This window comes from Bacteroidales bacterium (genome assembly GCA_017521245.1).
Classification (GTDB): domain Bacteria; phylum Bacteroidota; class Bacteroidia; order Bacteroidales; family G3-4614; genus Caccoplasma_A.
The window spans coordinates 1-8,221 of record JAFXDI010000021.1; the positions used below are offsets into that span (position 1 = coordinate 1).

Annotated in this window: 8 protein-coding genes; 4 read left to right on the forward strand and 4 right to left on the reverse strand. The window is 36.5% G+C overall.

Annotated elements, in window-relative coordinates:
- The 3 genes from IKK64_04490 to rpmH form a co-directional block, all read right to left on the reverse strand.
- The coding region (locus IKK64_04490; protein ID MBR4119319.1) for a glycosyltransferase at positions 1-656 on the reverse strand (656 nt) is incomplete at its 3' end.
- A gap of 69 nt (positions 657-725) precedes the next feature.
- A complete protein-coding gene (locus tag IKK64_04495; GenBank protein ID MBR4119320.1) occupies positions 726-1,292 on the reverse strand; it encodes a 3'-5' exonuclease in 567 nt (188 codons plus the stop codon).
- 147 nt (positions 1,293-1,439) lie between these two features.
- Positions 1,440-1,592, reverse strand: coding sequence for a 50S ribosomal protein L34 (gene rpmH / locus IKK64_04500; protein MBR4119321.1), 153 nt, complete (start codon positions 1,590-1,592; stop codon positions 1,440-1,442).
- Positions 1,593-1,775: 183 nt separating this feature from the next.
- On the opposite strand from rpmH, the gene efp reads away from it, so the two are divergent.
- Positions 1,776-2,339 (forward strand): elongation factor P, encoded by a 564-nt coding sequence (gene efp / locus IKK64_04505; protein MBR4119322.1) that lies wholly within the window; start codon positions 1,776-1,778, stop codon positions 2,337-2,339.
- 266 nt (positions 2,340-2,605) lie between these two features.
- Here the strand turns inward: efp and pckA are convergent, their stop codons facing one another.
- Positions 2,606-4,213, reverse strand: coding sequence for a phosphoenolpyruvate carboxykinase (ATP) (gene pckA, locus IKK64_04510; protein ID MBR4119323.1), 1,608 nt, complete (start codon positions 4,211-4,213; stop codon positions 2,606-2,608).
- Positions 4,214-4,550: 337 nt separating this feature from the next.
- Here pckA and IKK64_04515 point away from each other — a divergent pair, with 337 nt between their 5' ends.
- From IKK64_04515 to IKK64_04525, 3 genes are all read left to right on the forward strand, one after another.
- Positions 4,551-5,681: an N-acetyltransferase gene (locus tag IKK64_04515; protein MBR4119324.1), complete on the forward strand. Its 1,131-nt coding sequence runs from the start codon at positions 4,551-4,553 to the stop codon at positions 5,679-5,681.
- A 200-nt stretch (positions 5,682-5,881) separates the two neighbouring features.
- The gene (sulP, locus tag IKK64_04520) at positions 5,882-7,591 is read left to right on the forward strand and encodes a sulfate permease (GenBank protein ID MBR4119325.1); all 1,710 of its coding nucleotides are present in this window, start codon (positions 5,882-5,884) and stop codon (positions 7,589-7,591) included.
- Positions 7,592-7,903: 312 nt separating this feature from the next.
- The gene (locus IKK64_04525) at positions 7,904-8,098 is read left to right on the forward strand and encodes a hypothetical protein (protein ID MBR4119326.1); all 195 of its coding nucleotides are present in this window, start codon (positions 7,904-7,906) and stop codon (positions 8,096-8,098) included.
- Positions 8,099-8,221 lie beyond the last annotated feature (123 nt).

Consider the following 8,221-nt stretch of genomic DNA (forward strand, 5'->3'; position numbering starts at 1 on the left):
AACACCAACATCTGACGGCAGAAACTCTTGATTGTATTACGGCGTTTATGATATACAAAAGCATCGGGTAAGAGAACAGTTGTAAAACCTGCTTTGCGTATGCGAAGACTCAGGTCTATATCCTCGCCAAATACATCACGAAAGTCTCCAGCCTTTTTATACACCTCTTGGGTAAATCCCATATTAAAGGTACGGGGCAAAAACTTCTCCATTCCTTTTTTTCTTCCTCTGATGCCCCCTGTTGTCAAAAAAGAGGTCATAGAGTAACTGATTGCCTTTTGCAACGTTGTAAAGTTATCGGCCGCAGCATCGGGACCACCAAAGCAATCAAAACCTCCTTTTGCAATCTCTCGTTTTACAATCTCAAAATATGTAGGCGGTATCACGCAATCAGAGTCAAAGAATATAAGCCACTCGCCTTCGGCGCGCTCCATTCCATAGTTACGAGCGGCACTACGCCCCTCGTTCTTCTTCATAAAGTAACGCACATTGGCACTCTCGGCATATCGCTTGGCAATATCCTCGCTATCTTCAACCGAGCCATCTTCAACAATTATGGTTTCAAAATCCTTATCGGTTTGCTTTGAAAGGCTCTCCAATAACTCTTCTACCTCTGCCCTGCGGTTATATACTGGAACTATAATTGAAAACTTCATTTTTAGTTGTTTGTTTTTAGTTGTTAGTTGATAAACTCCCGTTTCTTGTTGTCTACGATATTCTAAAAACTAACGATTAACAACTTTCTTATACACTTCCATTGTTAGGCGAATATCATATAGAGCATCGTGCAACGACTCTTCGCACACCTCAATTCCACACTGACGAGCAACAGTTGAGAGTTTAAAATCTTTCATAGTGTGTCGCTCCTCAGCAAAGTATTGCGATGCGAGTACCATTACATCAAGGCTGTTTCCCCAGAACCAACTTCCAAAGTATTCATCACCATTCTGACGGAACCACGCCCTAAAGAAGTTGTCGTCAAACGAAGCATTATTATATCCACAAAGGAAGAATTTATCAGATCTGTCATATTTATCGACATGTTTACCTAACATTTCAACCACCTTATTATATACATCTCCCATAGGCGGGTATGCCATAATTTGTTCACGGGTAACACCGGCAACCTGTAAAGCAGCATCCTCAACTATCGCTTTTGGATTTGGAGCAACTCTTAAATCGAATCTCTCCTTTATCTCTCCATCTATAACAATTGCTCCACTTATCTGATGTATTCCGTGTTTCCAGAAAAGTGTTCCTGTTGTTTCAAGATCGTAAAAAAATATCTTCATATATGTTTCTGTTATAATTAGTGCAAAGATATTTATTTTATTGAGAACAAGATAATATTTACACACATTTAAATTACTCTCAATAAAAACAGAAAAGGATATGCCCGGTAGACATATCCTTTTCTGTTAGTTAAACTATACATTCAATTATCCGTTGTACTCATCAGATACTGTAAGTTTAGCTCTACCTTTAGCACGACGTGCTGCTAACACTCTGCGTCCGTTGGCAGTTGCCATACGAGAACGGAAGCCGTGTTTGTTTTTTCTCTTCCTGTTAGAAGGTTGAAATGTTCTTTTCATAGTTTGTGTATTTTATATTTGTTTATATTATATTCCAAAATCAGGGTGCAAAGATAGTTATGTTTTGTCAAATTTCCAAAAGATATGGCACTTATAATTCATTTTTATACAAAACTTTTTGCTTTTTTATTTAAATTCAATTAATTTTGTACTCCGAAAACAATAACAAATAACCATATATTTATGATTAACGCTCAAGACATTAAAAACGGAACTTGTATCCGTATGGACGGAAAACTCTATTTCTGTATCGAATTTTTACACGTAAAACCAGGTAAAGGTAACACTTTTATGCGTACTAAACTTAAAGATGTTGTAAACGGTTACGTTTTGGAACGCCGTTTTAACATTGGTGAGAAACTTGAAGATGTACGTGTAGAGCGTCGCCCATACCAATTTTTATATAAAGAAGGCGAAGAGTATATCTTTATGAATCAAGAGACATACGAACAACTTCCCATTGCAAAAGACCTTATCACAGGTGTTGACTTCATGAAAGAGGAGATGGTTGTAGAGGTTGTATCTGATGCTTCAACTGAGACCATCCTTTACGCTGAGATGCCAGTTAAAGTTGAATTAGAGATTACTTATACTGAGCCAGGAATCAAAGGAGACACAGCAACAAACACTCTTAAACCTGCAACAGTTGAAACAGGAGCCGAAGTTCGCGTTCCTTTGTTCATTAACACAGGAGATAAAATCCGCGTAGATACTCGCACAGGTGAGTATGTTGAGCGTGTTAGATAATAAAAACTCACATAATATTTATAACAGAAAACGAGGTGAATTCACCTCGTTTTTTTGTTTCAACAATTATTGAATAGGCTTCTACCTCAACACTTGATAAATTTTAAGGGAGTTAATAATATTGTAAATTAAATATTAGCGGTGGATGTGCCAGAAATGAAACCTGCCATTCCTTTTTATACCAAGATATATCTTCTACAATCAAATAGCAAAAAAACGAGATACCCTTTAAGAGTATCTCGTTTCACTATTTAAATTTATTGGTATTACAATTTTGGACCAGCAGCAACTAATGCTTTACCTGCCTCGTTACCTGTAAATTTAGCAAAGTTTTTGATGAAACGCTCAGCAAGATCTTTTGCTTTTGCATCCCACTCTGCTGCGTCAGCATAAGTATCGCGAGGATCAAGGATATTAGGATCAACACCGTTCAATGCTGTTGGAACTTCAAAATCGAAGTATGGAATTTTCTTAGTTGGAGCGCTATCAATTGATCCGTCAAGGATTGCATCGATGATACCGCGAGTATCTTTAATTGAGATACGTTTTCCTGTTCCGTTCCATCCAGTATTTACCAAGTATGCACGAGCACCTGTTTTCTCCATTCTCTTAACCAACTCTTCTCCGTATTTTGTTGGATGTAATGAAAGGAATGCTGCACCGAAACATGCTGAGAATGTTGGAGTAGGCTCAGTGATACCACGCTCAGTTCCTGCTAATTTTGCAGTAAATCCTGAAAGGAAGTAGTATTGAGTTTGCTCAGGTGTCAAGATTGACACTGGAGGCAATACTCCAAATGCGTCAGCACTCAAGAAGATTACTTGTTGTGCGTGAGGTCCTTTAGAAACTGGTTTAACAATATTCTCGATGTGGTTGATAGGATATGATACACGAGTATTCTCAGTTACGCTCTTATCAGCGAAATCGATTTTACCGTTAGCATCAACTGTTACGTTCTCTAACAAAGCATCGCGACGGATAGCGTTGTAGATATCGGGCTCGCTCTCTTTATCAAGATTGATAACTTTAGCGTAGCAACCACCTTCGTAGTTGAATACACCCTCATCATCCCAACCGTGCTCGTCATCACCAATCAATAGACGTTTTGGATCTGTTGAAAGAGTTGTTTTTCCTGTTCCTGACAATCCGAAGAAGATTGCTGAACTTTTGCCCTCTTTGTCAGTGTTTGCTGAACAGTGCATTGAAGCGATTCCTTTAAGAGGATTCAAGTAGTTCATGATTGAGAACATACCTTTTTTCATCTCACCACCATACCAAGTGTTGATGATTACTTGCTCTTTGGTTGTTAAGTTAAATACTACCGCAGTCTCTGAGTTAAGACCAAGTTCTTTGTAGTTCTCAACTTTTGCTTTTGATGCGTTGTAAACAACGAAATCAGGCTCTCCGTAGTTAGCCAACTCCTCAGCAGTAGGAAGGATGAACATGTTAGACACGAAGTGTGCTTGCCATGCAACCTCTACAATAAAACGAACTTTAAGGCGAGTTGCCTCGTTTGCTCCACAGAAAGTATCAACTACAAAAAGTTTTTTATTTGAAAGTTCTTTAACTGCAATCTCTTTTAATGTTTTCCAAGTCTCCTCAGTAACAGGTTTGTTATCGTTTTTGTACTCATCAGAAGTCCACCATACAGTGTTCTCGCTTGTAGCATCTTTTACAAAGAATTTGTCTTTAGGAGAACGTCCTGTGTAAACACCTGTCATAACGTTTACTGCACCAAGTTCTGTAACTTGACCAACCTCAAAACCTTCCAATCCCGGTTTTGTCTCCTCTGCAAAGAGGACATCATAAGACGGATTGTGGATAACCTCAGTTGCTCCATTAATTCCGTACTTGCTCAAATCTAATGTTGCCATTGTTTTTAAAATTAAAAAGTTTATTATTATTTAAATTATCTCTCAGTTTTATATTAAGTGAAATGTTAAAATTTCACCATACCAAGAATTGCTATAAATAAACCAATCCTTAACCGCATACAAAGGTAATACAAATTTTGAAAGAATAGTGTTCGATTAAAGAAATTTTTCGCCAATTATATTAAAAAAAAGATTATTTAACTATAATTCTTTTAGTTGAAGAAAAATATTATAACCATTAAACGCATTTTTTAGTTTGTTTTTAGTTAAAAAGAACTATTTTTGCATTATAGAATAAATTTATAAATAGGAATCACAAACTAAAGTTAATAGAGTTATGGCTATAGATATTAAAATAATCTCTTCAACTTGGGACTACATTAAATACACCAATTTCAAGAACAAACTTTATAAAGATTCTAAGTATGCTGTTCCTCCCCTATTAATGGATGAGCTAACTACTTTCAACAGAAAAAAGAATCCTGCATTTGATTTTTGCGATGCCGTAAGTATTATGGCTTACCGCGATGGTAAAGCAGTGGGTAGAGCAACTGGCATTATAAACCATGCTGTAAATAAAAGAACAGGTAAAAAGTGTGCTCGTTTTGGATGGATTGACTTTATTGATGATAAAGAGGTTAGTATTGCACTCACAGAGTGGATTGAGAATTGGGCAATCCACAAAGGAATGAACGAGATTGAGGGACCTCTTGGATTTACCGATATGGATCCTGAGGGCTGCCTTGTTGAGGGATTCGACCAATTAGGAACAATGGCAACCATATATAACTACCCCTACTATGCTACTCACTTTGAGGAGTTGGGATATGAAAAAGAGCAAGATTGGGTAGAGTTCAAAATCAACATTCCTGACGACCTTCCCGAAAAGCACTATCGCATTGCAAAGATTGTTAAAGAAAAATTTGGAATACGTCTTGCCGAGTGTAAAAATATAAAAGAACTCGCCGATAAATATGGTCAAGCACTTTTTGAACTTATCAATGTTGCTTACGATGAGTTGTTTGGATACTCACCTTTGACTCCTCGCCAAATAGAACATTACATTAAGATGTATTTGCCAATGGTTCACAAAAATGGTATTGCGGTTGTTCTTAACGAGCAAGATGAAGTTGTTGGTATTGGTATCACAGTACCTTCGTTATCAAAAGCTCTACAAAAATCAAGAGGAAGAATCTTCCCCTTTGGTTGGTACCACTTGCTTAAAGCATTCAAGAAAGGAAACGACATTGTAGACTTCCTTCTTATTGCTGTTCGCCCCGACTACCAAAGCAAAGGAGTTAACGCCCTTTTCTTTGAGAGAATATTCCCATATTTCAAAGAGCAAGGATTTAAGATGGTTGAGTCAAACCCAGAGTTGGATAACAATACAAAAATTCATAATCAATGGGCAATGTTTGACACTATTCAACATAAACGTCGCAGAGCATTTCACAAGAAACTTATATAATTTAAAGATAAGCATCTTAGCCCCAATAATCAAAGAGTGTATGTTACAAAAACATTCACTCTTTTTTTATTAACATTAACACCAGCGATATTTTAACACTAAAAAGTTTTATTTATTACTTATAAATAAGTAATTTTGCACCCTCATTTAAAAAATAGAGAAAAACAGATATATATTCATCACATTAAAACATTAGAAAGATGAAATTAAACACAATTCTTAATAGTATAGACTTCAAGCCTTCACTATTTAATACATTAAAAAATTACAACAAAAAGAAATTTACCTCTGACCTTATGGCGGGTATAATTGTGGGAGTTGTTGCAATGCCCCTTGCAATAGCCTTTGGTATAGCCTCCGGAGTAACGCCCGAAGCAGGTTTAATAACAGCCATCATCGGAGGTTTTATTGTATCGTTCTTTGGAGGAAGTAGCGTTCAAATTGGCGGACCAACCGGAGCATTCATCATCATTGTTGCAGGAATTATAAGCCAATACGGAATTGAAGGATTAGCAATTGCCACCCTATTGGCAGGAGTAATGCTTCTTGTTATGGGACTTTGCCGATTTGGAACCATAATCAAATTTATCCCCTACCCCATTGTTATTGGATTCACAGGAGGTATTGCCATAACAATATTCTCTACACAAATAGAAGATTTCTTTGGTATGCACATTGAGAATCTCCCAGCAGATTTCTTCTCAAAATGGGGAGCATATTTTGCCAATATAGACACAACCAATATTGCCGCACTTTTAGTTGGTATAGCAACTTTGCTGATAATAATATTCTCACCTAAAATAACCAAACGTATACCCGGTTCTCTGATAGCAATAGTAGTTGTAACCGTTGTAGTTTATCTTCTAAGGACTTTTGCCGGTATTGAGAGTATTGAGACTATTGGCGACCGCTTTGGAACAATTCAGGCAAACATCAAAGCCCCCGAAGGTTTTAAACTTAATTGGGAGGTAATAAACAATCTTATTTCTCCTGCATTTACAATAGCAATGTTAGGAGCAATTGAGTCACTTCTTTCGGCAACCGTTGCCGATGGAGTTATCAGCGAACGCCACAACTCAAACACTGAGTTAATAGCTCAAGGTGCCGCAAACATAGTATCTCCACTTTTTGGAGGTATCCCTGTAACAGGAGCAATAGCAAGAACAATGACAAACATAAACAACGGAGGTCGTACCCCTATCGCAGGTATAATTCACGCTGTTGTATTGCTACTGATATTGCTATTCCTTGCACCACTTGCAGTACACATACCAATGTCGTGCTTAGCAGCAATACTTATTGTAGTTGCATACAATATGAGTGGATGGAGAACAATTCGCTCACTATCCAAATTACGCAATACCGATGTTATTGTTCTTTGGCTAACACTACTACTAACCGTAATGTTCAACCTAAACATTGCAATAGAGATAGGTCTCTTACTTGCCGTTATACTATTCTTAAAACGAGTAACAGAGAATACAAAAGTATCTGTTATCCGCAAAGACCTTAATCTTGATGATGATGACCACAACCTTTCAACTCTTGAAGAGGAGCATTTGAAATTAGAGAAAGGCGTTGAGATATATGAGATTGACGGACCTTTCTTCTTTGGAGTGGCAAATAAATTTGATGAGCAGATGCGTATATTGGCAGAAAAACCATTAGTTCGTATTCTTCGAATGAGAAAAGTCCCATTTATCGATTCTACAGGTCTTCACAACCTTGAGATATTCATCAACTCAGCACACAAAGACGGCATTAAGATAATATTATCAGGAGTACACGAATCGGTACATAACACTTTGGTAAAAGGAGGAATAACAAACCTTATGGCACCTGAAAATATATGCGACAACATTAGAGACGCTGTTGCAAAAGCAAACAACTTTGTAGCATCAAAAAAATAAAAGAGAGTACACAGACAAATCAGAGTAAGCTCAATGTTAAGGAATATCACAGAACTACTCTTAAGCGTAGGCATAATATATCCAACAAATACCAATAATAATTAATAAAATATTTTAATTAAACAGAAATAATTTCGCAGAAATATTGTTACATTTATATTCGACAAGGTTCAAATAAATACATAAATTATTTGTAGATTTTTTCTCACTGTATTTCAGAGATTTAAAAACTTTCATCAAAAAAAATTGTAGAACGAATGAACTTTTTTGTTTTTAAATTGTTCTGTATAAGAAATATTAGAAAGTGCAGTAATGAATGAAAGTGGAGATCTGTTTGTGAAGAGGGTTTTAGAACTACAAGGAGTATTATATATCTATGCTTATTCTCTTACATCAAATATTGATGATACAAAGGATCTTTTGCAAGAAACACTATTAAGAGTTCTCAATAATAAGGATAAATACATTGAGAATACCAATCTTAAAGGTGGATGGTTACTATTATGAAACACATATTCATAAACAACTACCACAGAAACTCATATACTAAAACAATAACAAATAATACAGAAGAGCTCTATTCCCTGAATGATTTGCAGAATGTAGCAGATACCGAAACACCCGAGAGCA